22 protein-coding genes and 1 tRNA gene are annotated in these 25630 nt (G+C 65.1%); 14 read left to right on the top strand and 9 right to left on the bottom strand.

Annotation, left to right across the window (positions count from 1 at the left end):
* Positions 1-16 precede the first annotated feature (16 nt).
* The 3 genes from ugpB to ABIB73_RS13295 form a co-directional block, all read right to left on the bottom strand.
* Positions 17-1333, bottom strand: coding sequence for a sn-glycerol-3-phosphate ABC transporter substrate-binding protein UgpB (gene ugpB / locus ABIB73_RS13305; protein WP_354224724.1), 1317 nt, complete (start codon positions 1331-1333; stop codon positions 17-19).
* 425 nt (positions 1334-1758) lie between these two features.
* Entirely contained in the window at positions 1759-2976 is a 1218-nt protein-coding gene (locus ABIB73_RS13300; RefSeq protein WP_354224722.1) for a CaiB/BaiF CoA transferase family protein, read from the bottom strand.
* 176 nt (positions 2977-3152) lie between these two features.
* Positions 3153-3578, bottom strand: coding sequence for an organic hydroperoxide resistance protein (locus ABIB73_RS13295; protein ID WP_354224721.1), 426 nt, complete (start codon positions 3576-3578; stop codon positions 3153-3155).
* Between the two features lie 155 nt (positions 3579-3733).
* Between ABIB73_RS13295 and ABIB73_RS13290 the strand changes: the two genes are divergently transcribed.
* Complete coding sequence (locus ABIB73_RS13290) at positions 3734-4192, top strand: MarR family winged helix-turn-helix transcriptional regulator (protein ID WP_354224719.1); 459 nt, start codon at positions 3734-3736, stop codon at positions 4190-4192.
* Between the two features lie 66 nt (positions 4193-4258).
* On the opposite strand, the gene ABIB73_RS13285 is transcribed toward ABIB73_RS13290, so the two are convergent.
* A tRNA-Ala gene (locus ABIB73_RS13285) sits at positions 4259-4334 on the bottom strand.
* A gap of 94 nt (positions 4335-4428) precedes the next feature.
* Positions 4429-4836, bottom strand: coding sequence for a TIGR02300 family protein (locus ABIB73_RS13280; protein ID WP_354224717.1), 408 nt, complete (start codon positions 4834-4836; stop codon positions 4429-4431).
* Positions 4837-4948: 112 nt separating this feature from the next.
* Between ABIB73_RS13280 and aroA the strand changes: the two genes are divergently transcribed.
* The 8 genes from aroA to trpB all read left to right on the top strand — a co-directional run bounded on the left by aroA (position 4949) and on the right by trpB (position 13192).
* On the top strand, positions 4949-6346 hold the full coding sequence (gene aroA, locus ABIB73_RS13275) for a 3-phosphoshikimate 1-carboxyvinyltransferase (protein WP_502918428.1): 1398 nt from the start codon (positions 4949-4951) through the stop codon (positions 6344-6346).
* Positions 6343-6981 carry a (d)CMP kinase gene (cmk, locus tag ABIB73_RS13270; RefSeq protein WP_354224713.1) on the top strand — a complete coding sequence of 213 codons (639 nt, stop codon included), beginning with the start codon at positions 6343-6345 and terminating at the stop codon, positions 6979-6981. The genes aroA and cmk overlap by 4 nt, the downstream gene beginning before the upstream one ends.
* Positions 6982-7248: 267 nt before the next feature.
* Positions 7249-8958 (top strand): 30S ribosomal protein S1, encoded by a 1710-nt coding sequence (gene rpsA, locus ABIB73_RS13265; RefSeq protein WP_354224711.1) that lies wholly within the window; start codon positions 7249-7251, stop codon positions 8956-8958.
* 348 nt (positions 8959-9306) lie between these two features.
* Positions 9307-10287 (top strand): signal peptide peptidase SppA, encoded by a 981-nt coding sequence (gene sppA / locus ABIB73_RS13260; RefSeq protein WP_354224709.1) that lies wholly within the window; start codon positions 9307-9309, stop codon positions 10285-10287.
* 182 nt (positions 10288-10469) lie between these two features.
* Positions 10470-10775: an integration host factor subunit beta gene (locus ABIB73_RS13255; protein WP_007598410.1), complete on the top strand. Its 306-nt coding sequence runs from the start codon at positions 10470-10472 to the stop codon at positions 10773-10775.
* A 72-nt stretch (positions 10776-10847) separates the two neighbouring features.
* A complete protein-coding gene (locus tag ABIB73_RS13250; protein WP_354224707.1) occupies positions 10848-11240 on the top strand; it encodes a lipopolysaccharide assembly protein LapA domain-containing protein in 393 nt (130 codons plus the stop codon).
* Between the two features lie 66 nt (positions 11241-11306).
* Positions 11307-11978 carry a phosphoribosylanthranilate isomerase gene (locus ABIB73_RS13245; protein ID WP_354224705.1) on the top strand — a complete coding sequence of 224 codons (672 nt, stop codon included), beginning with the start codon at positions 11307-11309 and terminating at the stop codon, positions 11976-11978.
* The gene (trpB, locus tag ABIB73_RS13240; protein ID WP_354224703.1) at positions 11975-13192 is read left to right on the top strand and encodes a tryptophan synthase subunit beta; all 1218 of its coding nucleotides are present in this window, start codon (positions 11975-11977) and stop codon (positions 13190-13192) included. Before ABIB73_RS13245 ends, trpB begins: the two co-directional genes overlap by 4 nt.
* Positions 13193-13271: 79 nt before the next feature.
* Here the strand turns inward: trpB and ABIB73_RS13235 are convergent, their stop codons facing one another.
* Positions 13272-13616, bottom strand: a complete 345-nt coding sequence (locus ABIB73_RS13235; RefSeq protein WP_354224701.1) for an endonuclease domain-containing protein — start codon at positions 13614-13616, stop codon at positions 13272-13274.
* Positions 13617-13688: 72 nt separating this feature from the next.
* On the opposite strand from ABIB73_RS13235, the gene trpA reads away from it, so the two are divergent.
* The 5 genes from trpA (at position 13689) to ABIB73_RS13210 (ending at position 18315) form a co-directional block, all read left to right on the top strand.
* On the top strand, positions 13689-14525 hold the full coding sequence (gene trpA / locus ABIB73_RS13230) for a tryptophan synthase subunit alpha (protein ID WP_354224699.1): 837 nt from the start codon (positions 13689-13691) through the stop codon (positions 14523-14525).
* Between the two features lie 110 nt (positions 14526-14635).
* Positions 14636-15577: an acetyl-CoA carboxylase, carboxyltransferase subunit beta gene (gene accD, locus ABIB73_RS13225; protein ID WP_354224698.1), complete on the top strand. Its 942-nt coding sequence runs from the start codon at positions 14636-14638 to the stop codon at positions 15575-15577.
* Positions 15574-16917: a bifunctional folylpolyglutamate synthase/dihydrofolate synthase gene (locus tag ABIB73_RS13220; RefSeq protein ID WP_354224696.1), complete on the top strand. Its 1344-nt coding sequence runs from the start codon at positions 15574-15576 to the stop codon at positions 16915-16917. Before accD ends, ABIB73_RS13220 begins: the two co-directional genes overlap by 4 nt.
* 139 nt (positions 16918-17056) lie before the next feature.
* Positions 17057-17797, top strand: coding sequence for a metallophosphoesterase family protein (locus tag ABIB73_RS13215; protein WP_354224694.1), 741 nt, complete (start codon positions 17057-17059; stop codon positions 17795-17797).
* Positions 17798-17886: 89 nt separating this feature from the next.
* Complete coding sequence (locus ABIB73_RS13210) at positions 17887-18315, top strand: SRPBCC family protein (protein WP_354224692.1); 429 nt, start codon at positions 17887-17889, stop codon at positions 18313-18315.
* A 52-nt stretch (positions 18316-18367) separates the two neighbouring features.
* Here the strand turns inward: ABIB73_RS13210 and trxA are convergent, their stop codons facing one another.
* From trxA to addB, 3 genes are all read right to left on the bottom strand, one after another.
* Complete coding sequence (gene trxA, locus ABIB73_RS13205; protein ID WP_007598398.1) at positions 18368-18688, bottom strand: thioredoxin; 321 nt, start codon at positions 18686-18688, stop codon at positions 18368-18370.
* 69 nt (positions 18689-18757) lie between these two features.
* Positions 18758-22270: a double-strand break repair helicase AddA gene (gene addA, locus ABIB73_RS13200; protein ID WP_354224690.1), complete on the bottom strand. Its 3513-nt coding sequence runs from the start codon at positions 22268-22270 to the stop codon at positions 18758-18760.
* On the bottom strand, positions 22264-25410 hold the full coding sequence (gene addB, locus ABIB73_RS13195; protein WP_354224688.1) for a double-strand break repair protein AddB: 3147 nt from the start codon (positions 25408-25410) through the stop codon (positions 22264-22266). The genes addA and addB overlap by 7 nt, the downstream gene beginning before the upstream one ends.
* Positions 25411-25630 lie beyond the last annotated feature (220 nt).

Below are 25630 nucleotides of genomic sequence, written 5' to 3'. Positions count from 1 at the left end.
CCTGCCGCTCATCGCCTCACTTCACAGCGGTCTTTTCGAACTGACGCAGCATCGTGTTGCCGCGCTCGACAGCCGTATCCAGCGCCTGCTTGGCGGTCTTCTTGCCGGCCAGCGCCTGCTCGATCTCTTCCGACCAGACGTCGCGGAGCTGAACCATGTTGCCGAGGCGCAGACCGCGCGAATTGTCGGTCGGCTCCTTGTTGGTCAGCTCGATCAGCGGGGTCTCGAGATAGGGCTGATCCTTGTAGAAACCCTCTTCCTTCGCCTTGGCGTAGGCCGCCTTGGTGATCGGCAGATAGCCGGACGCCTTGTGGATATAGACCTGGCGATCGGTGTCCGAGAGGAAGGTCAGGAATTTCGCGACGCCCTTGTATTCGTCGGCCGACTTGCCGCCCATGACCCAGAGCGAGGCGCCGCCGATGATCGAGTTCTGCGGCGCGCCCTTGACGTCGGAATAATAGGGCATCGGCGCGGCGGTGAAGTTGAACTTGGCCTGCGCCTTGACGTTGCCGAAGAAGGCCGACGACGTCAGGTAGATCGCGCACTCGCCCGAGGTGAAGCGGCCTTCGCCGGTGTTGGTGCGGCCGGCATAATCGTAGGTCTTGTCCTTCTGGAGCTCGACCAGGTTTTCGAGGTGCTTGACCTGCAGCGGTCCGTTGAACTCCAGCTTGGTGTCGAAGCCGTCGAGACCGTTGGCCTTGCTGGCGAGCGGCACGTTGTGCCAGGCGGACAGCTGCTCGAGATTGACCCAGGTCACCCAGGAGCCCGAGAAGCCGCAGGTGGGGTGTCCGTTGGCGTGGAGCTTCTTGGCGGCCTCGAACGTTTCGGGCCAGGTCTTCGGGATCTCGACATTGGCCTTCTTGAGCTCGTCGAGGTTCACCCACATCACGGTCGACGACGAGTTGAAGGGGAAGGACAGCATCTCGCCCTTCGAGGTCGAGTAGTAGCCGGTGATCGCGGGCAGATAGGCCTTCGGGTCGAACTTCTCGCCGGTCTCGGCCATCAGCTTGTAGACCGGTTTGACGGCGCCGGTCGCGGCCATCATCGTCGCGGTGCCGACTTCGAACACCTGCATGATGTGCGGGGCGTTGCCGGCGCGGAACGCGGCGATGCCGGCATTCATCGTGTCGGCGTAATTGCCCTTGTAGGTCGGGATGACTTTGTAGTCGCTCTGCGCCGCGTTGAAGTCGTTGGCGAGCTTGACGATGACGTCGTTGTTGGCGCCGGTCATCGCGTGCCACCACTGGATCTCAGTCACGGCCATGGCCGGCGAGACGCCCATGCCGATCGTGACTGCAAATGCGGCAGCCGCTCCAAAGTGTCGAAGAGCCATCAAGTAAACCTCCCTTGGCCGTCAAAAAGATCGCTTGCGCTAGCAGCGCCATATGACGTTCACATGACTGTGTAAGCGGCCGAAACGAAAGCGGCAAGCGCTGGCAAAGGGAAGCCATCAAATAGGCGAACGCGAAGCGGGGCAGCCTCATCCGTTCGCGGTGCACACTCGCGCCCGCGCCGCAGTGCGGCATCGCGGATTGCGTGGGGCTGACGATCAGGCCGCGGGTTCGAAAACCTCTCCCGCTTGCGGGGAGAGGCATAGGCCGCCTTCGGCGGCCGTATCCTAAGAGACGCCGAGGCGAAGCCTCGGCGATGGCGTAGCGCCGGGTGAGGGTTCTATCCTCCTGGGGAGTCTCACTGCGGAGACACCCTCTCCCCACCCCTCTCCCGCAGGCGGGAGAGGGAGCGCACCGCCGTGAAGCTCTAGCGCTTGCGCTCGGGCCCGCAGACCGTGCCCTTCTCGACCATCGCGTCGATCTCAGCCTGGGAGTAGCCGAACTCGCCCAGCACCTCGGCAGAGTGCTGGCTGAATTTCGGCGGCAGGCGGCGCAGGCTCGGCTTGCTGCGATCGAGCCGGATCGGCGACGCCACGCCCTTGTACCAATCCTTCTCGATGACATCGCCGCGCGCGATGGTGTGCGGATTGGTCAGGGCCTGGTCGATCTTCTGCACGGGGCCTGCGGGCAGGCCCGCGGCGAGCAGGCGATCGCACAGCGGCTCGGCCTCGTGCTGGCTGAACACCGCGGCAAGCTCTGTCCGCAACGCGTCGCGGTTGGCGATGCGGTCCTTGTTGCGGGCAAAGCGCGGGTCGGTGCCGAGCTCGGGCTTGCCGATCTCTTTCGCAAGCTTGCGGAAGGTGCCGTCATTGCCGACGCCGATGAAGATGTTGTCGGTCTTGGTCGGGAAGATCGCATACGGCACGAGATTGGGGTGCTCGTTGCCGGTCAGCCCCGGCGGCTTGCCATGCATGAAATAATTCGCGGTGTGCGGATGCATAATGGCGAGGCCGGTCTCGTACAGCGTGGTCTCCAGGAACTGGCCCTGGCCGGAGCGCTGCCGCTCCGACAACGCCATCAAAATGCCGATCGCCGCATAGAGGCCGGTGGTGATGTCGACGAGCGGCACGCCGATCCGCATCGGCCCGCTCTCGGGCGAGCCGGTCGCCGCGATCATGCCGGTCATGGCCTGGATGATGGCGTCGTAGCCGGGATTGCCGCCACGCGGACCGTCGGCGCCGAAGCCGCAGATCCGGCAATGTACGAGGCGCGGGAATTTCTTGCTCAGCACGTCGTTGCCGATGCCCCACTTCTCCAGCGTGCCCGGCTTGAAATTCTCGATCAGGACGTCGGCGGTCTCCAGCATCTTGAGCAGCACGACACGGCCGCCCTCGGAGGCGAGGTCGAGACCGATCGAGCGCTTGTTGCGATTGATGCCGACGAAATAGGCCGCGTCTTCCTCGTGGAAGGGAGGACCCCAGTCGCGCACCTCGTCGCCGGCTGGCGGCTCGACCTTGATCACGTCGGCGCCATGGTCGGCGAGAATCTGCGTGCAATAGGGACCGCCGAGCACGCGCGTGAGATCGATGACGCGCAGTCCGCTCATTGCGCCTGTTGCAGCTCCAGAATCGGCGGCTTCAGTCATGCCTTCGCTTCCCCTGTGTCGATGTTGATCACAGGCCTAGCGAGGTTCGTTTGAGCCAGCAATGGCTTCCTGCGTAGAGCGTCATGCAGGCCGGTTGCCGCAATCCCGCGGCGTGGCAAATCAACGGAAGTGGCCGGCCCGAGGGGGATCTCGGACCAGCCAATCCGCATCTACGATCAGACGACCGTCAGGCGGACGTCGACATTGCCGCGGGTGGCGTTGGAATAGGGGCACACCTGGTGAGCCTTCTCGACCAGCGCCTCGGCTTCCGCGCGGGGAAGGCCCGGCAGCGAGACGGCGAGATCGATGTCGAGGCCGAACCCGCCGGCCGAGCGCGGGCCGATGCCGACGGTCGAGGTGACCGAGGCGTCAGCCGGGACCTTGGGGCCGCCCTGCGACGCCACGAACTTCATCGCGCCGATGAAGCAGGCGGCATAGCCGGCCGCAAACAGCTGTTCGGGATTGTTGCCGGCGCCGCCTCCGCCGCCGAGCTCCTTCGGCGTGGTGAGCTTGACGTCGAGCGCGCCGTCGAGGGTTGCGGCATGGCCGTCACGGCCGCCGGTGGCTTTTGCACTGGTCTTGTAGAGGACGTTCACGGACATTTTCGTCTCCTCGGGTTCTCGGTTGGGGTGCGCTTATATCGCAGACAATTAGATTGCGCGCAATTGAAATTCGCATGCCTCACATTTAATTGTTCGCAATTGAATAGGCGGCTGCCAGGGCCCAGAATGACAAGACGAATCTCACGGGATCGAACATGGCTCGAAAACAATCCGCGCTGGATCCGCAGCGGCTCGACAATCAAATCTGCTTTGCGGTCTATTCCGCCGCGCACGCCTTCAACCGCGTCTACAAGCCGCTGCTCGACCGGCTCGGCCTGACCTATCCGCAATATCTGGTGATGCTGGTGTTGTGGGAGCGCGACGACGTGCCGCTCAAGGACATCGGCGAAAAGCTGTTTCTGGATTCGGGCACGCTGACGCCGCTGCTCAAGCGGCTCGAGGCCGCCCATTTGGTCAGGCGCACGCGCTCGAGCGAGGACGAACGGCAGGTGCTGATCGCGCTGACGTCCCAGGGCCACGCGCTGAAAGAAAAGGCGCGCGCCGTGCCGCAGTCGATCCTGGCGGCGTCGGACTGCTCGGTGTCGGAGCTGGTGGCGATGAAGGACGAGATCGTCGCGCTGCGCGACCGGCTCAATGCGGTAATCGGGGAGTAGGGGAGTTCGCCAAAGCCCGCCTTCGCCCTGCGGGCTTCGGCGCACCAGCCTTCGCTTCGCGAAGGCTGGTGGAGCCAGGCGGGATCGAACCGCCGACCTCTTGCATGCCATGCAAGCGCTCTCCCAGCTGAGCTATGGCCCCGTAGTCCTTAAATGGGATGATCCTGTGGATCACTCCCGACCGGCGAGCCTGGTGACTCGCGCGGTGCACCCTTTTTCACAGATCAGGGCTGATCTCAAGTCTCTTCATCACCACCGACATCACCAATGATGTCCGTGACGTCCTCATCGCCCTCTTCTTCGTCGGCAATGAAGGTCGAATCATCGTCATCGTCGTCATCGAGGGTCTCGTCGACCTCGATGTCGTCCTCGGATTCGGGCACGACGGCCTTGACCTTGCCGGTGTTCTCCTCGGCGTCGGCCTCCTCGAGCGAGACCTCCTCGACCTCCGCCGGCTCCGGCGCGGCGTCGGCCACAGGTGCGTGCCGAGGTTCCGCGCCGCGGGTCGCGCGCGCGGGTGCCACAGGTGCAATCGGCACCACCTCGCCGGTATACGGCGAGATCACCGGATTCTTGTTGAGGTCGTAGAACTTCTTGCCCGTAGTTGGGCAAATGCGTTTGGTTCCGAGTTCGGACTTGGCCACGGCAGAGGAATCCTGGGAATGTCTGAAAAGCGGTGCTTCACTTGGCTAGTTGGCGGCCCGCTGTCAATAGCGCATTACGGGAGAAAGACATGCCCGTGACGACGGGGAGGCCATGTGGTACCTGCCCCGCGAGCCCCGCAGGGATGGCCGGGGAGCATCCAAGGACACGATCTTGACCCATTCCGACCAACCGAGGCCGCTCCAGTCTCGTGCCAGCGGCCCCCTGACCGGGAAAGTACGGGTGCCCGGGGACAAGTCGATCTCCCACCGCGCCCTCATCCTGGGCGCGCTTGCTGTCGGCGAGACCCGGATTTCGGGCCTGCTCGAGGGCGAGGACGTCCTCAACACCGCCAAATCCATGCAGGCGCTGGGCGCAACCGTGGAGCGCACCGGGGATTTCGCCTGGTCCGTGCGCGGTGTCGGGGTGGGCGGGTTTGCGGAGCCCAAGGCGCCGCTGGATTTCGGCAATTCCGGGACCGGGTGCCGGCTGGTCATGGGAGCCGTCGCCGGCTGTCCGATTTCGGCGGTGTTCGACGGCGATGCCTCGCTGCGTACCCGTCCGATGCGCCGGATCCTGGATCCGCTCGAAAAGATGGGTGCCAAGGTCGTTTCCGGCGGGGAGGGCGGCCGTCTGCCGCTGACCGTCCAGGGCGCGCGCGATCCGCTGCCGATCACCTACAAGACCCCGGTCGCCTCGGCCCAGATCAAATCGGCGGTGCTGCTGGCGGGCCTCGCCGCGCCGGGCAGCACGACGGTCATCGAGAGCGAGGCCAGCCGTGACCATACGGAATTGATGCTGAAGCATTTTGGCGCCGACATCATCTCGGCGGTCGAAGGTGCGCATGGCCGTCGCATCACGCTCGTCGGCCAACCGGAATTGCACGGGGCCACCGTCGTTGTGCCCGCCGATCCCTCTTCGGCGGCATTTCCGGTTGTCGCGGCCCTGATCGTCGAAGGTTCCGATGTCGTCCTGTCCGACGTCATGACCAATCCGCTGCGGACCGGCTTGTTCACGACACTCCGTGAAATGGGCGCTTCGATCGAGGAGCGCGAAGCCCGCGGCGATGCCGGCGAGCCGATGGCGCAGCTGCGCGTGCGCGCGTCAAAACTGCGCGGTGTCGAGGTGCCGCCGGAGCGCGCGCCCTCGATGATCGATGAATATCTGGTACTGGCGGTCGCGGCCGCCTTCGCCGAAGGCACGACCATCATGCGCGGCCTGCAGGAGCTGCGCGTCAAGGAATCCGACCGCTTAGAAGCCACCGCGGACATGCTGCGCGTCAACGGCGTGAAGGTCGAGGTCTCCGGCGACGATCTGATCGTCGAGGGCCGTGGCCATGTCCCCGGCGGCGGCCTCGTCGCCACCCACATGGACCATCGCATCGCGATGTCCGCCCTGGTCATGGGCTGTGCGTCCGACCAGCCCGTGACCGTCGACGACACCGCCTTCATCGCCACCAGCTTTCCGGACTTCATTCCGATGATGCGTTCGCTCGGGGCCGAGTTTTCATGATTATCGCCATCGATGGACCTGCGGCCTCGGGCAAGGGGACGCTCGGCAAGCGCCTCGCCCATCATTACGGCTACCGTCACCTCGATACCGGCGTGATCTATCGCGCGGTGGCCTACGCCTTGATGCAGTCCGGCCATGATCTCCGTGACGAAGCGGCGGCGGTGGCGGCGGCGCTGGAACTCGATCCCGAAAAGTTCGGCAATTCCGCCCTGAAGACGCAGAAGGTCGGCGAGGGTGCCTCGATCGTCTCGGCGATCCCCAGGGTTCGCGAGGCCCTGGTCAATTTCCAGCGGCAATTCGCCGCCGATCCGCCAGGGGCGGTGCTGGACGGCCGGGACATTGGAACCGTGATCTGTCCCCATGCCGACGTGAAGATTTTTGTCGTGGCCGATCCCAAGGTCCGAGCCCGCCGCCGCACCATGGAGGCCAAGGCGCGGGGCGAGGAGGCGGACGAGGCGGCCGTGCTCGCCGACATCATCCAGCGCGACGAACGGGACAAAAACCGCCCGATTGCGCCCCTGAAACCGGCCCCGGATGCTTACTTGCTAGATAACTCCCAACTGGATATAGAAGGCGGCGTCCGGGCCGCCATCGACATTATCGAGGCCGTCCGAGCGGGCCGTCCGCGGGGTTAAGCCGCGGCCGTCATTGGAGGAAGCGCCCGCTCCCGCTCTTTGAGGTCGATACCCTCGGTCCTTCGTTTTGGGACCGGTGCGATCAAGGCTCCGGACAAAGATTTCCACGTATCGAACGCGCGGGCCTCAGCCGGCCCGCTTCCGCTGTTCTGGTGCCAAGCCGGAGCAACGAGCGGTCGCTCGAAGGTTTTGTGGACCTTCCGACACTGCGCGCCCGATACGCCCATGAACCCAACGGCCGGCAAGACATCCGCAACTGGAGAACAAATGGCTTCGATTTCCGCTGATACCTATAGCCCCTCGCGCGATGATTTCGCCGCGATGCTCGACGAGTCCTTCGCAGGTGGCAACCTGCAGGAGAGCTCCGTCGTCAAGGGCAAGGTGGTTGCAATTGAAAAGGACATGGCCGTCATCGACGTCGGCCTGAAGACCGAGGGCCGCGTCGCCCTGCGCGAATTTTCCGGCCCCGGCCGCGAGAGCGAGATCAAGGTCGGCGACGAGGTGGAAGTATTCCTCGATCGCATCGAAAACGCCCTCGGCGAGGCCGTGCTGTCGCGCGACAAGGCGCGCCGCGAAGAGAGCTGGGGCAAGCTCGAGAAGGCGTTCCAGAACAACGAGAAGGTTACTGGCGTCATCTTCAACCAGGTCAAGGGCGGCTTCACCGTCGACCTCGACGGCGCCGTGGCCTTCCTGCCGCGCTCGCAGGTCGACATCCGTCCGATCCGCGACGTCGCGCCGCTGATGAACAACGCGCAGCCGTTCCAGATCCTCAAGATGGACCGCCGCCGCGGCAACATCGTCGTCTCCCGCCGCACGGTTCTGGAAGAGACCCGCGCCGAGCAGCGTCAGGAGCTGGTGCAGAACCTCGAAGAGGGTCAGGTCATCGACGGCGTGGTCAAGAACATCACCGATTACGGTGCGTTCGTTGACCTCGGCGGCATCGATGGCCTGCTGCACGTCACCGACATCGCGTGGCGCCGCGTCAACCACCCGACCGAGGTGCTCTCGATCGGCCAGACCGTGAAGGTCAAGATCATCAAGATCAACCACGAGACGCACCGCATCTCGCTGGGCATGAAGCAGCTGCTGGATGATCCGTGGCAGGGCATCGAAGCCAAGTACCCGCTGGGTGCGCGCTTCACCGGCCGTGTCACCAACATCACCGACTACGGCGCGTTCGTCGAGCTCGAGCCGGGCATCGAAGGTCTGATCCACGTCTCCGAGATGTCGTGGACCAAGAAGAACATGCACCCCGGCAAGATCGTGTCGACCTCGCAGGAAGTCGAAGTGCAGGTGCTGGAAGTCGATTCCGTCAAGCGCCGCATCTCGCTCGGCCTCAAGCAGACCATGCGCAACCCCTGGGAGGTCTTCGTCGAAGGTCATCCGACCGGTTCGGTGGTCGAGGGCGAGGTCAAGAACAAGACCGAGTTCGGTCTGTTCCTGGGCCTCGAGGGCGACGTCGACGGCATGGTCCATCTCTCCGACCTCGACTGGAAGCTTCCGGGCGAGCAGGTGATCGACAACTACAAGAAGGGCGACGTGGTGAAAGCCGTGGTGCTCGATGTGGACGTCGAGAAGGAGCGTATCTCGCTCGGCATCAAGCAGCTCGAAGGCGACCCCTTCGCCGAGCCGGGCGATGTCAAGAAGGGTGCGGTCGTGACCTGCGAAGTGCTCGAAGTGAAGGAGAGCGGCATCGAGGTGAAGATCGCCGGTACCGACTTCTCGACCTTCATCAAGCGCTCGGAGCTCGCGCGTGACCGCAACGACCAGCGCGCCGAACGCTTCGCTGTCGGCGAGAAGGTCGATGCCCGCGTGATCCAGTTCGACAAGAAGGCCCGCAAGGTCCAGGTGTCGATCAAGGCGCTCGAAGTCGCCGAAGAGAAGGAAGCCATCGCGCAGTACGGCTCCTCCGATTCGGGGGCGACGCTCGGCGACATCCTCGGCACCGCGCTCAAGAACCGCGGCGACAACAAGTAAGCGAAACACTCGTTTCGCAAGCATCAAAGCCCCGGCGCGAGCCGGGGCTTTTTTGTTGCTATCGTCGTCCCGGACAAGCGCAGCGAAGCGGAGCGCAGATCCGGGACCCATAACCACAGGATTGTGTTCGGCGAAGACTTGGAGTTACCACTTCACCAAACGACGACGCCCTTTGGTTATAGGTCCCGGCCTTCGCCGGGACGACACGTGCGTGCGTGGCGACCCCTTGCCTTACGCCGCGACAGGTCTTGTTTTCTTCTAATTGCGCCGCAATTGATGTATCCAGACAAGCCAATGGTCACATTGTGACGGCACAACGCGCTTGGCCTCTCACCTGGAGATATTCCGATGTCGCTCGATTCGGACATCATCGTCGATCGCCGCAGGATCCGCCGCAAGCTGACTTTCTGGCGCGTCATGGCCGCGCTGATCGCAATTGCTGCGATTGCGGGCTTTGCGCTGATCGCAACGCCCGGCGCGCGCGGCTCCTTCGTCTCCGCCAGCTCGATCGCCCGCGTGCAGATCGACGGCCTGATCCGCAGCGATTCCGAGCGTACGCAGGCGCTGGAGCGGCTCGAGAATTCGCAGGCGGCCGCCGTCATCATCCACATCAACTCGCCGGGCGGCACCACCGCCGGCTCCGAGCAGCTCTACGACTCGCTGACGCGCCTGAAGGCGAAGAAGCCGGTCGTCGTCGTGGTCGAGGGTCTTGCCGCTTCCGGCGGCTACATCACCGCGATCGCGAGCGATCACATCATCGCCCAGCAGAGTTCGCTGGTCGGCTCGATCGGCGTGCTGTTCCAGTTTCCCAACGTCACCGAGCTGTTGAAGACCGTCGGCGTCAAAGTCGAGGAGGTGAAGTCCTCGCCGCTGAAGGCTGCGCCCAACGGTTTTGAGCCGACCAGCCCCGAAGCGCGCGCCGCGCTCGATGCGCTGGTGAAGGATTCCTATGCCTGGTTCAAGGATCTGGTGAAGCAGCGCCGTGGCATGGATGACACGCAGCTCGAAAAAGTTGCCGATGGCCGCGTCTTCACCGGGCGCCAGGCGATCGACCTCAAGCTGATCGACCAGCTCGGCGACGAGAAGACGGCCGTGACCTGGCTCGAGGAGCAGAAGGGCGTCAAGAAGGGCCTCACCGTGCGCGATTACAAGCTCGAGCCCCGCTTTGGCGACCTGCCGTTCCTCAAGACCGCCGCCGCCGTCACGCTGGAAGCGCTTGGTTTAGGCTCGATTGCGCATCAGATCGGGCAAACCGGCGTCGCGCAGGCGGTCGATCGCTTCGGGATGGATGGAATGCTGGCGTTGTGGCAGCCGGCTGCGTCGAATTGACCGAAACTGACCGGAACCAAGCGAGTTTCGGAGTTTTTTCCCGTCTGGCGGGTGGCGGGGCAGCCCGCTTTTTCGGCATTTGTCACGCATTTTCACGACGCTCAACCTTCATTTAGCGTCTTGACAGATCAAGGCATTTTCACGGAAATGGTCATCCGCACGCTCCCGGGTCCTATCTCTCGATGATCAAATCCGAACTTGTTCAGCGTATCGCCGAGCACAACCCGCATCTTTACCAGCGGGATGTCGAGAACATTGTGAATGCGATTCTCGAGGAGATCGTAGCGGCACTCGCGCGCGGAGACCGCGTCGAGCTGCGCGGCTTCGGCGCTTTCTCGGTAAAGCACCGCCCCGCGCGCGCCGGTCGCAATCCGCGCACCGGCGCTCATGTCCCTGTCGATCAGAAGAGCGTTCCGTTCTTCAAGACCGGCAAGGAAATGCGTGAGCGGCTGAATCGCGACCATCCGGATCCTGGCGCGCCCGACTAAGGCCATCGTTCGGGCTTAACCGAGCGGCCGTGTGACGCGGCCGCAGGCTTGATTCAAGGCGAGCGAAGCGAGATGCGAAAGTTCCTGACCGCGCTGGTCGTGATTCCGCTAGGCCTGCTCCTGGTCATCTTTGCCGTCGCCAACCGTCATTTCGTCACGGTCTCCTTCGATCCCTTCATGGCGAACGATCCGTCGTTGTCGGTCACGTTGCCGCTGTTCCTGCTGCTGATCCTGGTGGCCGCGCTGGGTGTCGTGGCGGGCGGTTGCGCCGTGTGGTTCGGCCAACGGCGCTGGCGGCGCGCAGCGCGCCGGCATGAAGCGGACGTCCGTGCGGCGCGGGCCGAATTGGCCGATCTGCGGGCTTCTGTGGCCGCCTCGCGGCCCGATCCGCAGCGCCTCCCAGCCCCCTCCGGGGTAGGCCTTTACGGCCCCGTCGGGCGAGACAAGCAGCGCGCGACGTTGTAGAAGCGGCCGCAACCGAAAACCCTGTTTTCCGGCCGTGGAGTTGCGGCCATTACCTGCTTTGAGACCATGTCCCTGCTCGTCAAAATCTGCGGCCTGTCCACGCGCGAGACGCTCGACGTCGCGCTCGATGCCGGTGCTGACTTGGTGGGGTTCGTGTTCTTTCCGCCGTCGCCCCGGCATCTCTCGCTGGAGGCGGGGCGCGATCTCGGCCGCCAGGTGAAACGGCGTGCTTTGAAGGTCGCTCTCACGGTCGATGCCGATGACGCAACGCTCGATAACATCATGGATGCGCTGTCGCCCGACGTGTTTCAGCTCCACGGCAAGGAGAGCGTTGCGCGGCTGCGCGACATCAAGCAGAAGTTCGGCCGCCCGGTCATGAAGGCGCTGCCGGTCGAGATCGCCGCCGATCTCGCCGTGCTGCCCGGCTACGCCGTGGTCGCCGACCGTATCCTGTTCGATGCGAGGCCGCCGAAGGACGCCACACGGCCGGGCGGGCTCGGCGCGCCGTTCGATTGGCATCTGCTCGAAAACCTCGAGCTAAAAGTACCGTACATGGTTTCCGGCGGCCTGCATGCAGGGAACGTCGCCGAAGCCGTTCGCCTCACCCGCGCCGGCGGCGTCGACGTCTCCTCCGGGGTCGAGAGCGCCCCCGGCGTGAAGGATCCCGAGATGATCAAGGCCTTCATTCGCGCCGCGCGCGCAAGCCAAGATGCAAGTCAAGAGTTGAGCGTCCGATGAACATCGCCAAACCAAATTCCTATCGCAGCGGTCCCGACGAGCGCGGCCATTTCGGCATCTTTGGCGGACGCTTCGTCGCCGAAACGCTGATGCCGCTGATCCTCGATCTGGAAAAGGCGTACACCGCGGCCAAGGCCGACCCGGCCTTCCAGGCCGAGATGAACGGCTATCTCAAGCACTATGTCGGCCGGCCCTCGCCGCTCTATTTCGCAGAGCGCCTGACCGAGCACCTCGGCGGCGCCAAGATCTACCTCAAGCGCGAAGAGCTCAATCACACCGGTTCGCACAAGGTGAACAATGTGCTCGGCCAGATCATGCTGGCGCGCCGCATGGGCAAGAAGCGCATCATCGCCGAGACCGGCGCCGGCCAGCACGGTGTCGCCACCGCGACGCTGTGCGCGCGCTTCGGTCTCGAATGCGTGGTCTATATGGGCGCCGTCGACGTCGAGCGGCAGCAGCCCAACGTCATCCGCATGGAGATGCTGGGTGCAACGGTGGTCCCGGTGCAGTCGGGCACGCGCACGCTGAAGGATGCGATGAACGAGGCGCTGCGCGACTGGGTCACCAACGTGCACAACACCTTCTACTGCATCGGCACGGTGGCGGGCCCGCATCCCTATCCGACGCTGGTGCGCGACTTCCAGTCGATCATTGGAAACGAGACCAAGGCGCAGATGCAGGAAATCGAAGGCCGCTTGCCGGATTCGCTGGTCGCCTGCATCGGCGGCGGATCGAACGCGATGGGCCTGTTCCATCCGTTCCTCGATGATTCGACTGTTGAAATCTTCGGCGTTGAGGCCGCAGGCCACGGACTGACGCAACTGCACGCGGCGTCGATCGCGGGCGGACGTCCCGGCGTGCTCCATGGCAACCGTACCTATCTGTTGATGGACGCGGACGGCCAGATCCAGGACGCGCATTCGATCTCGGCCGGCCTCGATTATCCCGGCATCGGCCCCGAGCACTCCTGGCTGCACGAGATCGGCCGCGTGAACTATCTCTCCGCGACCGATGACGAGGCGCTCGCGGCGTTCCAGCTGTTGTCGCGCCTCGAAGGCATCATCCCCGCGCTCGAGCCTGCGCACGCCATCGCCAAGGTGATGGAGCTCGCGCCGAAACGGCCCAAGGATCACCTGATGGTCGTCAATCTCTCTGGCCGCGGCGACAAGGACGTCCCGCAGGTCGGCGACATCCTGAAGGGCAAGAGCAAGTGAGGCGGGGGTCGCTCTCTCCTTACCTCTCCCCGCCGGGGAGAGGTCGGCTGCGAAGCAGCCGGGTGAGGGGTCTTTCCGCTCACTCGAACCTTAGTGATGTCTCGATGAGCTCGAGGACACCTTCAAGATTTTCGTACACATCCGTGTTCGAGACGCGAAGGACCAGGAAACCGCAGGCCTCAAGCACTTTGGTCCTGGCTTCATCGCGCTCGATCTCGTCCGGGCTCGAATGCGTTACGCCGTCAACTTCAATGATGAGCTTTCCGTCGATCGTCACGAAGTCGACGACGTACCGGTCGATCGGGTGCTGGCGGCGAAACTTCCAACGGGCCAGCTGCCTGTTGCGCAACGCCTGCCAAAGTTTTGCTTCGGCGCTCGTCTGCGACTCGCGAAGCCTTCGCGCTCTTGATTTGAACCTCTCCATCCCCCTCACCCGGCTGCTTCGCAGCCGACCTCTCCCCGGAGGGGAGAGGTATAGCACGGCGACCGCAAAAACATGACCACGCGTATCGACACACGTTTTGCCGAGCTCGCGAAGCAGGGCCGCTCGGCCTTCGTCACCTTCGTGATGGCCGGCGATCCCGATCCGGCGACATCGCTCGAGATCATCAAGGCGCTGCCGAAGGCGGGCGCCGACGTGATCGAACTCGGCATGCCCTTCACCGATCCGATGGCCGACGGTCCGTCGATCCAGGCGGCCGGGCTCCGCGCGCTTAAGGTCGGCATGACGCTGAAGAAGACGCTTGAGCTCGTGCGCGGCTTCCGCAAGGACGACGACGCGACGCCGATCGTGCTGATGGGCTACTACAATCCGATCTACATCTACGGCGTCGACAAGTTCCTGGTCGATGCAAAGAGCGCCGGCGTCGACGGCCTCATCATCGTCGACCTGCCGCCGGAAGAGGACGACGAGCTCTGCCTGCCCGCGATGAAGGCGGGCCTCAACTTCATTCGCCTGGCGACGCCGACGACCGACGACAAGCGCCTGCCGGCCGTGCTCGCCAACACCTCGGGCTTCGTCTACTACGTCGCCATCACCGGCATCACCGGGGCTGCCGCCGCGGACGCCACGGCCGTGAGCGAGGCGGTGACCCGCATCAAGCGTCACACCAAACTGCCGGTTTGCGTCGGCTTCGGCATCCGCACGCCGGAGGCTGCCCGCGCCATCGCGTCCCATGCCAATGGCGCCGTAGTCGGCACCGCGCTGGTCGATGCCCTCAAGAACAGCCTCGATGCGGAAGGGCAGGCGACGAGCAAAACCGTTAACGCCGTTGCCGAGCTGACGGCGTCTCTGGCCCAGGGCGTCAAGGGGGCGCGCGCGGCGGCGGAATAGGCCATAATTCCGCTCTCAGGGCGGGCGACACGGCGGCTTGCCGGGGCAAGGTCCGGCGGCCATATATCCTTCAAGCGGCCCGTGAGCAGGATCGCTAATCGGAGCAAACCATGAACTGGCTTACCAATGTGGTCCGGCCGAAGATCCGCAACATGCTGCGGCGGGAGACGCCGGAGAATCTGTGGATCAAGTGCCCGGATTCCGGGCAGCTCGTGTTCTACAAGGACGTCGAGGCCAACCAGTTCGTCATCCCCGGCTCGAACTACCACATGCGCATGGGCGCGGTGGCGCGCTTGAAGTCGGTCTTCGACAACGAGACCTGGTTCGACGTCGCGGTGCCCGACGTCACGCCCGATCCGCTCAAGTTCCGCGACGAGAAGAAATACGTCGACCGCATCAAGGATGCGCGCGCGCGCACCAATCTGAACGACGCGGTCAAGGTCGGCTACGGCAAGCTCGAAGGCGCCGGCGTCGTCATCGCCGTGCAGGATTTCGATTTCATGGGCGGCTCGCTCGGCATGGCCGCGGGCGAAGCCCTCGTCCGCGGGCTCGAGCTCGCCGTCGAGAAGAAATCGCCGTTCATCGTGTTCGCCGCCTCAGGTGGTGCACGCATGCAGGAAGGCATCTTGTCCCTGATGCAGATGCCCCGCACGACGGTCGGCGTGCAAATGCTGCGCGAGGCCAAGCAGCCCTATATCGTCGTGCTGACCAACCCGACCACCGGCGGCGTCACCGCGTCCTATGCGATGCTCGGTGACGTGCAGATCGCCGAGCCCGGCGCGCTGATCGGCTTTGCCGGCGCGCGCGTGATCGAGCAGACCATCCGCGAAAAGCTGCCTGAAGGTTTCCAGCGCGCCGAGTACCTGAAAGAACACGGCATGGTCGACATGGTCGTGCATCGCCATGATTTGCGTCCGACGCTGGCGCGACTCTGCCGTCTGCTGACCAAAGCGCCGGCGCTGGAGACTGCGTCGAAATCGGCGCAGCCGGTGACGAGCCCGGCGCAGATCGTATCGGCTCCCGAAGTGGCGCCGGCCGCGCCACACGCGTGAACGCTTCCGCCGACAATGCAAAGCCGTCGCTCGGTGAACTGATCGGGCGGCTGTCGGCCCTGCATCAGAAGCGCATCGATCTCGGGCTTGAGCGGATGCACCGCCTGCTCGAACGGCTCGGCCATCCCGAGCGCAAGCTGCCGCCGGTGATCCACATCGCCGGCACCAATGGCAAGGGCTCGACGCTGGCCTATCTGCGCGCGACGCTGGAGGCCGCGGGCCTGCGCGTCCACGCCTACACCTCGCCCTATCTGGTCCGCATCAACGAATGTTTTCGGCTCGGCCGCGTCGGCGGCGGGGTGTTGGTCGGCGATGACGAGTTGCGCGCGGTCCTGGAAGAGGTCGAGCGCGTCAATGCTGGCGAGGCCGCGACCATTTTCGAGTTGAAGACCGCCGCAGCCTTCCATCTGTTCGCGCAGAATCCGGCCGATGCGGTGTTACTCGAGGTTGGCCTTGGCGGCCGGCTCGATTCGACCAACGTGGTCGAGACGCCGGCGGCCTGCGTGATCACGCCGGTCAGCATGGATCATATGGATTTCCTGGGCGACACCTTGACGTCGATCGCCGCCGAGAAGGCCACGATCATCAAGCGCGGCGTGCCCGCGATTTCCGCCGAGCAGACGCCGGAAGTGATGGCGGTGATCGAGGCGCAGGCCAAGCGCATGCGCGCGCCGTTGTTTGCGGCGGGTGAGAGCTGGCATGTGAATGTCGAGCATGGGCGACTGGTCTATTCCGACGATCGCGGCCTGATGGATCTCACGGCGCCGCGCCTGTTCGGCCGTCACCAGTTCGACAATGCGGGGCTCGCGATCGCAACGCTGCGGGCCATCGACGCTTTCAAGGTCAATCAAGCAGCATTCGAGGCCGGCATCGTCGGTGCCGAATGGCCGGCGCGGATGCAGCGCATCACCTCGGGCGAGCTGCTCGGCTGGGGGCCGCAGGGGTCGGAAATCTGGCTCGACGGCGGCCACAATGCCGAAGGCGGCCGTGTCGCGGCCGCTGCGCTTGGCGATCTCGAAGAGCGGGTGTCGCGGCCGCTGGTCGTGATCGCCGGCATGATGGCCAACAAGGACGCGCAAGCATTTCTCGCCAATTTCGCCGGCCTCACCCGTCACATCATCGCGGTGCCGATTCCGGACACCGAGAACGCGATGCCGGTCGACCGCCTCGCTGACGCCGTGCGCAGCCTCGGCATGCGCGTCGAGATCGCCCCCGGAATCGAGGCCGCGCTGCGCGCCTTGTCGTTGCTTGCTTATGAAGTGCCGCCGCGGATCCTGATCACCGGCTCGCTCTATCTCGCCGGCCATGTGCTTGGCATCAACGGCACGCCTCCTGCATAGGCCTCTCGTGTCCCGGACAAAGCGCGGCACGAAGTGACGCGGCGCAGAGCCGGGACCCAGTAGGCCACATGGGCCCCGGCTCTGCAGCGCACCGCTGAAGAAGCGCTGCACCGCGTCCGGAGCACGGGAGAGACTGACGATGCGTTTTGCCGCGATTGCCGACGTTCATGGAAACCATCTCGCGCTGGAAGCGGTGCTTGCCGATATCCGCGCGCAGGGCATTGCCGACATCGTCAATCTCGGTGACATGCTGAGTGGCCCGCTCGACGCGCGCCGCACCATCGAGATCCTGATGAGGCTCGATGCCGTGCACGTGCTCGGCAATCACGACCGCTATCTCCTCGACCGCCCCCCGGAGAAGATGGGCTCATGGGACCGTCCCGCGCATGCGCAGATCGATGCCGCGCAGCTCGACTGGCTGCGTGCGCAACCGATGACGCGGGTGTTTCGTGACGAGGTCTTTCTCTGCCACGCGACGCCCGATAACGACGAAGTCTATTGGCTCGACACGGTGCATCCTGACGGCACGGTTGCGATGTCCCCGCTCGACCGCATCGAGCAACTCGGGCAAGGCATCACGCAGTCGCTGATGCTCTGCGCCCATACCCATCTCGCCCGTGCCGTGCGCTTGCGTGACGGCCGGTTGATCGTCAATCCCGGCAGCGTCGGCAGCCCCGGCTATCGCGACAAGCATCCGTTTCCACATGTCGTCGAAGCCGGAACCCCCCACGCGCGCTATGCGATCATCGAGCTTGCCGAGGGCGCTTGGCAGGTGACGTTCCGCCAGATCGGTTATGACCACGAGGCGATGGCGGAGCTGGCGCGCCGCAATGGCCAGCCGGAGCTGGCGAACGCATTGGCGACGGGGTGGATCGGATAGGGGCGTCCCGGTTGCGCGGGAGTCCGGATCGGGTGTGCAAAACATGCGCGCTTATTTATAAGTGTAAATATTAAGGGGGAGAGCGTGCCATGGGCGAGGAAAACGTCTGGCGGAGCGAATACGCGATCGAGACATCTGCAACCGCGGAGACGATCTGGACCATTTTTCGTGACGTGCCAGGGTGGAAAACCTGGAACGCCGGCATTGAGCAGATCAATATTGATGGGCCGTTCGCGGCCGGCACCTGGTTCACAATGAAGCCTCCCGGCGAGGAGGCCCTGCGCTCGCAACTGATCGAGGTTCGCGAGAACGCGTGTTTTGTCGACGTAACGCGGGTCGGCGATCTCGTCATCGAGGTCGCCCATCGCATCGAGTCCCTTGGAGCTGCGCGCACGCGCATCGTTTATGCCGTCGACGCCCGAGGGCCGCAAGCGTCCGAGATCGGTCCAGCTGTTGCGTCAGATTTTCCCGAGGTCCTTGCAAGCCTCGCCAAACTCGCTGAGTCCGACAATAAATAAAACGGCCGGCGAAGCGCCGGCCGTTTCGAAAATCATGGTGTCGCGAAACGGATCAGACCGCGGACGTGATCCACTGCTGGAGCTTCGCCTTCGGCGCCGCGCCGACCTGGCGGGAGGCCATTTCGCCGCCCTTGAAGATCATCAGCGTCGGGATCGACATCACGCCATATTTCGATGCGGTCTTCGGGCTCTCGTCGACGTTGAGCTTGACGATCTTGACCTTGTCGCCCATCGCGCCGGCGATCTCATCGAGCGCGGGTGCGATCATGCGGCAGGGGCCGCACCACTCGGCCCAGAAATCGACGACCACCGGACCGTTCGCCTTGAGCACTTCGGCTTCGAAATCGGTATCGGAAACCTTGCCAACGGCCATTGGAGTACCTCACTCGGTTGAAAGAGAATCGGCGCGACGTGGAATCGCGCCCGGGATCATGCCGTCAACCTATGAACGGCCCCTTGCCGGGTCAAGGACGCTCACGTCGACATGAAGGGATGCCAGCGCCGCGTCCAGCGCGGGGGCTGAAATCTCCATATATTCAAGGACCTCGGTCCAGAGCAGGACGGCCCGGATCGGCGTCTGGGGATAAAGGCGGGCAAGCACCGCCCGGTACAGCGCGAGCTGCCTGACGTAAGCCGCAGGCGCGTCGGCGGCACTCTTGGGCGGGGTCTGGTTGGTCTTGAAATCGACGATCAGGACCTCGTTCGGCGTCACCACCAGCCGGTCGATCTGCCCCGACACCAGCGCCGGCGGCCCGCTTGGCCGCTCCAGCCGGCCGACGATGGCAACCTCCGCCCGGCTGCCGGCGGCAAAGACCGGCGCGAATCGGGGTTCGGCGATCAGCGCGAGCACCTTGTCGGCCAGTGCGGAGCGGTCGGCCTCCGTCCAGTCCGCGGCATTGCGCGCCATGAAGCCGAACGCGGCCTCGCGCCGGCGCTCAGTGGCGACGTCGGGCAAGGATTGCAGCAGCCGGTGCACCAGCGTGCCGCGCTGCAGCGCAAGCGCCCGCGACTGGACTGATTCGCCGGTCCGGACTGCACGGCCTTCCTCGGCGGCGGCTTGTCCGGAAGGGCGCACCGGATCCTCGTCGAGCATTTCGCGCGGCGCCGGCGTCCGCAGCCAGGCTGGCAGCGCGATCATCTGGTCCACCGAAGTTGCGGGCGTACCCTGCGCCGCGACATCCTCCGGCCGGGCGAAGCGGGTCACCTTGCCGAGCGGCGTCTCGGTTGTCTGCTTCTCCAGGCCCGAGCCGGTGAGCCCGGTGTCGATCAAGTCGTACCAGCTCAGCTTGCGGACTGTCCTCATGTTGCCCGGCAGGCAGCCGCCGACGATCAGCCGATCAGCAGCGCGCGTCATCGCGACGTAGAGCAGGCGGCGGTATTCGTCCTCGGTCTCTTCGAGCATGGCCTTGCGTGCCTCGACGACGGGCTTTGGATCGTCCGCCTTGCGGCCGGCCCAGACCACGACCTCGCCGCCATTGCCGTGCGGCACGTGGATCAACCGCAGCCGCTGCGAGTCCGAGGGAGATGATGTGGTGTCGACCATGAACACGACCGAGGCCTCCAGGCCCTTGGCGCCGTGCACCGTCATCACCCGGACCTCGTCGCGCGAGATCTCCATGTCGCGCTTCACCTCGGTATCGGCCGAGCGCAGCCAGGCCATGAAGCCTTGCAGCGAGGCCGGCGCCTTGCGCTCGTAGTTCAGCGCGAGCTCCAAAAATTCGTCGAGCGCATCATTGGCCTCGTGGCCGAGCCGGCGCAGGATGCGCGCACGTCCACCATCGCCGCCCAGCAGCCAGGCGTAAAAGGCGAACGGTGTCTCGTCGCGCGAGCGTATCTCACAAGCTTCCAGGCGCCGCAGCACTGCGGCAAATTTCTCGCTTGTGGCGGCATGCTCGCCGAGTGCGCGGCGCAGCGACCCCTTGCGGCCCCAGGCAAGCGCGAACAAATCGTCGTCGTCGAGCCCGAACAGCGGGCTCTTCAGCGCCACCGCGAGCGCGAGATTGTCCTGCGGCAGCAGCAGCGCATCGGCGAGGTTCATCAAATCGATGATCGCGATGTGCTCGGTGAGCTTCAGCCGGTCGGCGCCGGCGACCGGGATGTTGGCGTGCTTCAACGCCTGGATCACAGCATCGAACGCATTGCCGCGCCGGCGCACCAGGATCAGCATGTCGCCATAGCGCAGCGACCGGCGTTCGCCGTCATGCCCCGTCAGCGTGCCGCTCTCGACCAGCCGCTTGATCTCGGCCTGGATGCGGCGGGAAAGTTTGACTTCGGGGCTGGTGACGGCGACGCCGTCGAACGGCGCGCGCCAGCCCTCGATGTCCTGCCTGTCGTCGGCTTCGGCAAGGTCCCATAGCTCGATCACGCTCGGACCGGCATCGCCGAGCGCATTGTGCAGGGGATGGCCGATCTCGACCGAATGGATGCTCTTGTAGATCGCGGGCTCGCGAAACACGTGGTCGACCGAGTGCAGGATCGCAGCGCCCGAGCGGAACGAGTAGGTGAAGGCAACTGGATCGAACTTCAACCCCGCCGAAGTAAACCGGCGGTGCAGCTCGCGCCGTCGCGCGTCGAATTCCCGGGGCTCAGCGCCCTGGAACGAGAAGATCGACTGCTTCTCGTCGCCGACGGCGAAGATCGTGCGGTTCAGCCCCTCGCGCGCGCCCTCGCCAGCGGTGAATTCCGAGATGATGTGCGCGACGATATCCCATTGCCGCGGGCTGGTGTCCTGCGCCTCGTCGATCAGGACATGATCGACGCCGCGGTCGAGCTTGTAATGCACCCAGCCCGAGGAGACGCGATTGAGCATCGCCAGCGTCTTGTCGATGAGGTCGTCGTAGTCGAGCAGCCCGCGCTCCTGCTTCTCGCGCCGGTAGTTCGCGGCGGCAGCGGTCGCGATATGCAGGAGGGCCGCGGTGCGGTCGCGCACGGTGACGGCCCGGCGCTTTTCGATCAGTCCGCCAAGGCGCTCTGCTTCGTTCTCGAACAGGCGGGCGACGGACGGGTTGTGATCGCCAAACTTCTTGGTCAGCACCGCCTTGCGCGGCAGTTTTTCGTCGGTGAGGAAGACGCTGAGATAGGCATCGACTTGATCAGCGCCGGAAAACGCTTTCGCCGCGCGGAGGCGTTCCGCCTGGGTCTTGTCGGAGGCGGTGCCATCCTCCAGCGCGAAAGCGATGTCGTCCCAGCGCGATCGCGGCAGGAACGAACCATCGAGAATCTCGGTCTCGATATCCTCGATGCGGTCGTTCGCATCCACGTCCAGCACCGCTGCCATCTGCGCGGCAGCGGCTTCGGCGCTGCCGGCTTCATCGGTCCAGGCCATGAAATGATCGCGGCTGAGGCAAGCCTCGCGCACGACCTCCTTGAAGGTGACGTCGGCGGCGTTCGCCATCGCGGTCAGTAGCGCGCGGCCGGTGACGCTTTCGGGGTCACGCGCGGCCTCCAGCAGCACTTTTAGATTGGCGCGCTCCATCATGTCGGTCTGGTCGCGCTCGTCGATGACGGCGAAGCGCGCCGGCACGTTGGCCTCGAACGGAAACTGCTGGAGCAGGCGGGTGCACAGCGCGTGGATGGTCTGCACCTTCAAGCCGCCCGGCGTCTCCAGGGCACAAGCAAACAGTTTTCGCGCCGCGCGCCGAAGCTTCGTATTGGGGTGCGGGATGCCAACCGCGCGGATCGCCGCATCGAGCGCGGTATCGTCCAGCGTTACCCAATGGCCGAGCGTGATGAACACGCGCTCGGCCATGTTGGCGGCGGCGGCCTTGGTGAAGGTGATGCAGAGGATCTTTTCCGGCGGCACGCCCGACAGCAGCAGGCGAATCACCCGCTGCACCAGCACATGGGTCTTGCCCGAACCGGCATTGGCCGACACGAAAGCGGATGCGGTCGGATCCGAGGCGCGTGCCTGCCTGGCGCGCACCTCATCGGGAATGGGACGCGGTGCCTTCACCATTCTTCGATCCCCAGTCCACCGGCCGCCGACCATTCCTTGATCCGGGCAAGGTCGTCATAGCTGCCGTAGTGGTTGGTCCACATCGGCAGGTTCAGAGACGTGTAGGCCTGTTGCTCGTCGTCGAAGGCGCGGATCAATGCTTCGAGCTTGGCCCTGGCCTCGGCGGCTGCGGTGTCCGGCGGCTGCGGCTCGTCGCCTTGCTTGATCTTGAGCTCGAGGATGCGTTCCTCGCCCGGCGGATTGTTGCCGCTGAGCCGGACATAGACGAGCTGGCTCACCGAGGAGCCGGCGTCGATGTCGGGAAACCCGCCCTCGCGCAGGATCGCCGCCTCCAGCGTCAGCTGCGGCGACAGACCCATGCGGACCTGTTTGCCGGTCGGCGGCTGTCCGGTCTTGTAGTCGAGGATCGCGTAGCCACCACCCTGGCGCCGCTCGATGCGGTCGGCGCGCGCGGAGAGGCGGAAGCTGCGCTCAGGATCGAGCGGGATCGAGATCTCGCCACGGGTCTCCGCGGTGATCGCCTCGACTGCATCGCGGCGCGCGATCTCCCATTCGCCGAACCAGCGCGCGATACGCTGGAAGCGCGGCCACCACAGCGCCCGCGCCTCGGGGCGCTCCATCAGCGGCGCGAAATACTTCTCGCCGATCGCGCGCAGCACGCGTGCGGGATCGTCGGGCAGGCGCGTCGCGTAGCTTTCGGTGAACTCGCCGAGCGCATCGTGGATCGCCGAGCCGCGATCAGCAGCCGAGAGCGGCATGTCGACGGGATCGAGCGCATCGAGCCGCAGGATGTGCTTTGCGTAGATCGTATAGGGATCGCGCAGCCAGTCCTCGATCGCGGTCACCGACATCTTGAGCGGGCGCGTCGCACGGGGTGGCCGCGGCTCGGGCTGCTTGATCGGCTTGACCTCGTCTGGCTGGTCCAGCGCGCCCGCGAACTGAACGTATTTCTCGCCGGCGCGTATTGCCGCGGTCCAGTGATCATCGCCTGCGACGGCTTCGAGCCGGTGCAGGAAGCGCGAGGCCACCGCCGGTGCACCGCCGGCCTTGGCGGAATGGGTGAGGATCACCTCATCGGCGCCGAGCAGCTGCGCGAAGTCATGTGCGGAGAGGCCGATGCGGCGCTCCGGCAGATCGAGGCCGAGTTCGTGCCGCATCGGCCGGCTCAGCCAGGGGTCGATGCGCGGCGCCGGCGGCCAGACGCCCTCGATCAGGCCGCCGACGATGATGCGGTCGGCCTGCATCAGGCGCGATTCCAACGGGCCATAGATATGAAGCCGCGCGCCCGGCCTGTCGCGCCGTCGCACCGCGCGATCGCCGAACGCGGTCTGGAAGACGTCCGGATATTCGGGCAGCGGAACCATCAATCCGCTGGTCGTGCCGCCGCGCAGGAGATCATCGAAGGCGCTGGCGAGCGCGAGGCCTTCCCGGTCCTCGAAGGCCAGCGGGATGCCCTGCTCGTCGCGCGACAGCTCGATCAGGCTCTCGCGATGCCGATGCGCGAGCTCGGCGAAGTCGTAGGGTTTTGATGATGTCAGGCTCTCGATCGGCGCCAGCGCCGTCTGCAATGCCGCGATCAGTGCCTGGATGCGATCGAGGTCTTCCGCTTTGAGGTGCGCCCGCGGTTCGGCCGGGTGCAGCGCGGAGGCCTCATTGCGCCATAGCTTCGCCAATTCTTCGCGAAACCGGTTGAACTCGCGCAACAGGCCGGCCGTACCCGCGGGCGGACGCGTGCCGCGCAACACCGCAAGCTCCAGACCCTCGATCGCCGTCTTCCACGCGCCAGGCAGCCGGCCGAGCCGGCACAGCGGATGTTTCAGCATCGCCAGCAGCGTTGGCGGCTCCAATCCCTTTGTCGCCGCCTCCGCCGCGAGACGCGCGAAGATGCCGGCCGAAGTCTCCATCAGTACGTCGCCGCCGGAATCGTCGAAGGCGAGATCCCAGCGGGTGAGCGCGGCCATCACCCGCCGTGCCAGCGCGCGGTCGGGGGTCACCAGTGCGGCCGACTTGTCGAGATGCCGCGCCTCACGCATCGCGATCGCGATCGCGAGCGCTTCCATCTCGGGATTGGGTGCCTCGACCACCGCTAGGTCTTTCATGCCGGCGGCGATTTTTGCAGCGACGTCCGGCTGCTTCAGCCGGTCGTGCCAGACCTCCGTCTTGGCGGAGGGTCGCATCGACTCGGACGCCAGCAGATCGCGTCCGCCTTCCGCGGGCGGTTGGAGAATATCGACATCGCCGCGCTTGATGCCAAAACGCTGCAACAGCGCGTGCAGGGCATATTGCGGATGGTTCGATGCCGGATGCTCCGCGAATTTGCCGAGCGCATCGCGCACGCCGCCGATGGTCCGCCAGGCGTCCTCGTCAAGATCGGTGTCGAGCCCCGGCAGCACGACCGCGCCATGTGGGAGCGAAGCGACCGCGTGCAGGAATTTTGCGGTCGCCGGCATCGAGCCGGTCGAACCGGCCGCGATCACCGGCCCATGGGGATGCGTCGTCAGCCGTTTGGCTTCTGCGGCGATCAAAAGATCGCGGCGTGCTGCGGGCTCGATCCGGTTGATCTCGGCGAGATGTCCTGGCCAGGCGATGCGTGCGATCCGCAAGAATTGGAGTGAGTGCTGCCAGTATTGGTCGAGCTGGTCCGGCACGAGGCCATCGAGCGCGCTCCAGTCGACACCGCGCGTGACCATGTCGTCGATCAGGCGCGCAAGATCTGCGGCCAATGCAAGTGTCGAGGCCGGGCCGCCGACCACCAGCGGCGCCAGCACAGGGCCCTTGGCCCAGGCGGCGACGAGTTGTGCCAGCGTCAACCGCCGTTCGAGCTCGCCCAGTCGCGGCGGAATCTCAAGCGGGGCGGCGTTCGAAAACTGTTCGGCTTCGTCGGCGAAAGCGAGCTCGTCCTCATCGATGTCGCCGAGCGCGACGATGCGCGGCAGCACCACGGCGTCCGCCTTCATCTCGTCGAGAAAGATCTCACGGACGACGCGCATGGCACGCCGGGTCGGCAGGTACAGCGTAACGTCAGCGAGCCGTGCCGGCTCCTTCCGCGCCTCGAAGCCGTCGACCAGCCGGCCGTCGAGCAGGCTTGATACGACCGTGCGCTGGAACGGAACTGAGACTGGGACGCTGAAAACGCGCATGGGCTGCCTGATTCGGGGATCAGGCGCCAATATAGGGAGATGGACTCAAATGGACATGGGTGGAGGGGAGATCTTCCCCGCTGTTTGTGGCCTCGCGGGTCTCGCACCCCGGACGCAACGCGGCATGAAATGACGCGTTGCTGAGCCGGGGCCCATTCTTGTTCATCACGATTGGGGATTGTGGGTCCCGGCTCAGCAGCGCACGGCTACGCGCTGCACC

Source organism: Bradyrhizobium sp. F1.4.3 (genome assembly GCF_040548375.1).
Classification (GTDB): Bacteria; Pseudomonadota; Alphaproteobacteria; order Rhizobiales; family Xanthobacteraceae; genus Bradyrhizobium.
The sequence above is the reverse complement of the archived record's forward strand: the minus strand, read 5'-3'. Positions and strand labels throughout refer to the sequence as shown.

What these genes read in the sequence shown, in the direction of transcription:
- ABIB73_RS13215 (WP_354224694.1), top strand. Translation starts at nt 17,057, where the DNA reads ATGCGTTTTGCCGCGATTGCCGACGTTCATGGAAACCATCTCGCGCTG.
- ABIB73_RS13210 (WP_354224692.1), top strand. Translation starts at nt 17,887, where the DNA reads ATGGGCGAGGAAAACGTCTGGCGGAGCGAATACGCGATCGAGACATCT.
- trxA (WP_007598398.1), bottom strand. Translation starts at nt 18,688, where the DNA reads ATGGCCGTTGGCAAGGTTTCCGATACCGATTTCGAAGCCGAAGTGCTC.
- addA (WP_354224690.1), bottom strand. Translation starts at nt 22,270, where the DNA reads ATGGTGAAGGCACCGCGTCCCATTCCCGATGAGGTGCGCGCCAGGCAG.
- ABIB73_RS13290 (WP_354224719.1), top strand. Translation starts at nt 3,734, where the DNA reads ATGGCTCGAAAACAATCCGCGCTGGATCCGCAGCGGCTCGACAATCAA.
- ABIB73_RS13295 (WP_354224721.1), bottom strand. Translation starts at nt 3,578, where the DNA reads ATGTCCGTGAACGTCCTCTACAAGACCAGTGCAAAAGCCACCGGCGGC.
- aroA (WP_502918428.1), top strand. Translation starts at nt 4,949, where the DNA reads ATGTGGTACCTGCCCCGCGAGCCCCGCAGGGATGGCCGGGGAGCATCC.
- addB (WP_354224688.1), bottom strand. Translation starts at nt 25,410, where the DNA reads ATGCGCGTTTTCAGCGTCCCAGTCTCAGTTCCGTTCCAGCGCACGGTC.
- ABIB73_RS13250 (WP_354224707.1), top strand. Translation starts at nt 10,848, where the DNA reads ATGCGAAAGTTCCTGACCGCGCTGGTCGTGATTCCGCTAGGCCTGCTC.
- ABIB73_RS13245 (WP_354224705.1), top strand. Translation starts at nt 11,307, where the DNA reads ATGTCCCTGCTCGTCAAAATCTGCGGCCTGTCCACGCGCGAGACGCTC.
- ugpB (WP_354224724.1), bottom strand. Translation starts at nt 1,333, where the DNA reads ATGGCTCTTCGACACTTTGGAGCGGCTGCCGCATTTGCAGTCACGATC.
- sppA (WP_354224709.1), top strand. Translation starts at nt 9,307, where the DNA reads ATGTCGCTCGATTCGGACATCATCGTCGATCGCCGCAGGATCCGCCGC.
- rpsA (WP_354224711.1), top strand. Translation starts at nt 7,249, where the DNA reads ATGGCTTCGATTTCCGCTGATACCTATAGCCCCTCGCGCGATGATTTC.
- ABIB73_RS13235 (WP_354224701.1), bottom strand. Translation starts at nt 13,616, where the DNA reads ATGGAGAGGTTCAAATCAAGAGCGCGAAGGCTTCGCGAGTCGCAGACG.
- trpB (WP_354224703.1), top strand. Translation starts at nt 11,975, where the DNA reads ATGAACATCGCCAAACCAAATTCCTATCGCAGCGGTCCCGACGAGCGC.
- accD (WP_354224698.1), top strand. Translation starts at nt 14,636, where the DNA reads ATGAACTGGCTTACCAATGTGGTCCGGCCGAAGATCCGCAACATGCTG.
- ABIB73_RS13255 (WP_007598410.1), top strand. Translation starts at nt 10,470, where the DNA reads ATGATCAAATCCGAACTTGTTCAGCGTATCGCCGAGCACAACCCGCAT.
- cmk (WP_354224713.1), top strand. Translation starts at nt 6,343, where the DNA reads ATGATTATCGCCATCGATGGACCTGCGGCCTCGGGCAAGGGGACGCTC.
- trpA (WP_354224699.1), top strand. Translation starts at nt 13,689, where the DNA reads ATGACCACGCGTATCGACACACGTTTTGCCGAGCTCGCGAAGCAGGGC.
- ABIB73_RS13300 (WP_354224722.1), bottom strand. Translation starts at nt 2,976, where the DNA reads ATGACTGAAGCCGCCGATTCTGGAGCTGCAACAGGCGCAATGAGCGGA.